The 234-nt window shown below is 37.2% G+C and carries 1 protein-coding gene; it reads left to right on the forward strand.

Features of this window, described 5'->3' with window-relative positions; all coding sequences use genetic code 11:
- A partial coding sequence (locus ACRHNM_RS18260; protein ID WP_431138042.1) for a hypothetical protein occupies window positions 1-191 on the forward strand: 191 nt, incomplete at its 5' end.
- Window positions 192-234: the final 43 nt, after the last annotated feature.

Genomic DNA, 234 nt, shown 5'->3' on the forward strand with positions numbered 1-234 from the left:
TTTCAACGTTTGGCGAACCAGGCACCAATTATGCAACGGTAGAATTTTCAACCTTACCACCAATGGATTTTTCTAAGCGTATGGCATATCTCATTCGTTATCCTTATGGTTGTGTTGAGCAAACCACATCTAGTGTATTTCCACAGTTGTACTTAACGGATATTTTCGACCTAACGGATAAAAAGAAATAAGAAGTACAGCAAAATATTGAAAATGGTATTCGTCGTTTGGGAA

Origin of the sequence: Psychroserpens mesophilus (assembly GCF_050617655.1) — a bacterium.
In the GTDB taxonomy this organism is placed as follows: domain Bacteria; phylum Bacteroidota; class Bacteroidia; order Flavobacteriales; family Flavobacteriaceae; genus Psychroserpens; species Psychroserpens mesophilus_A.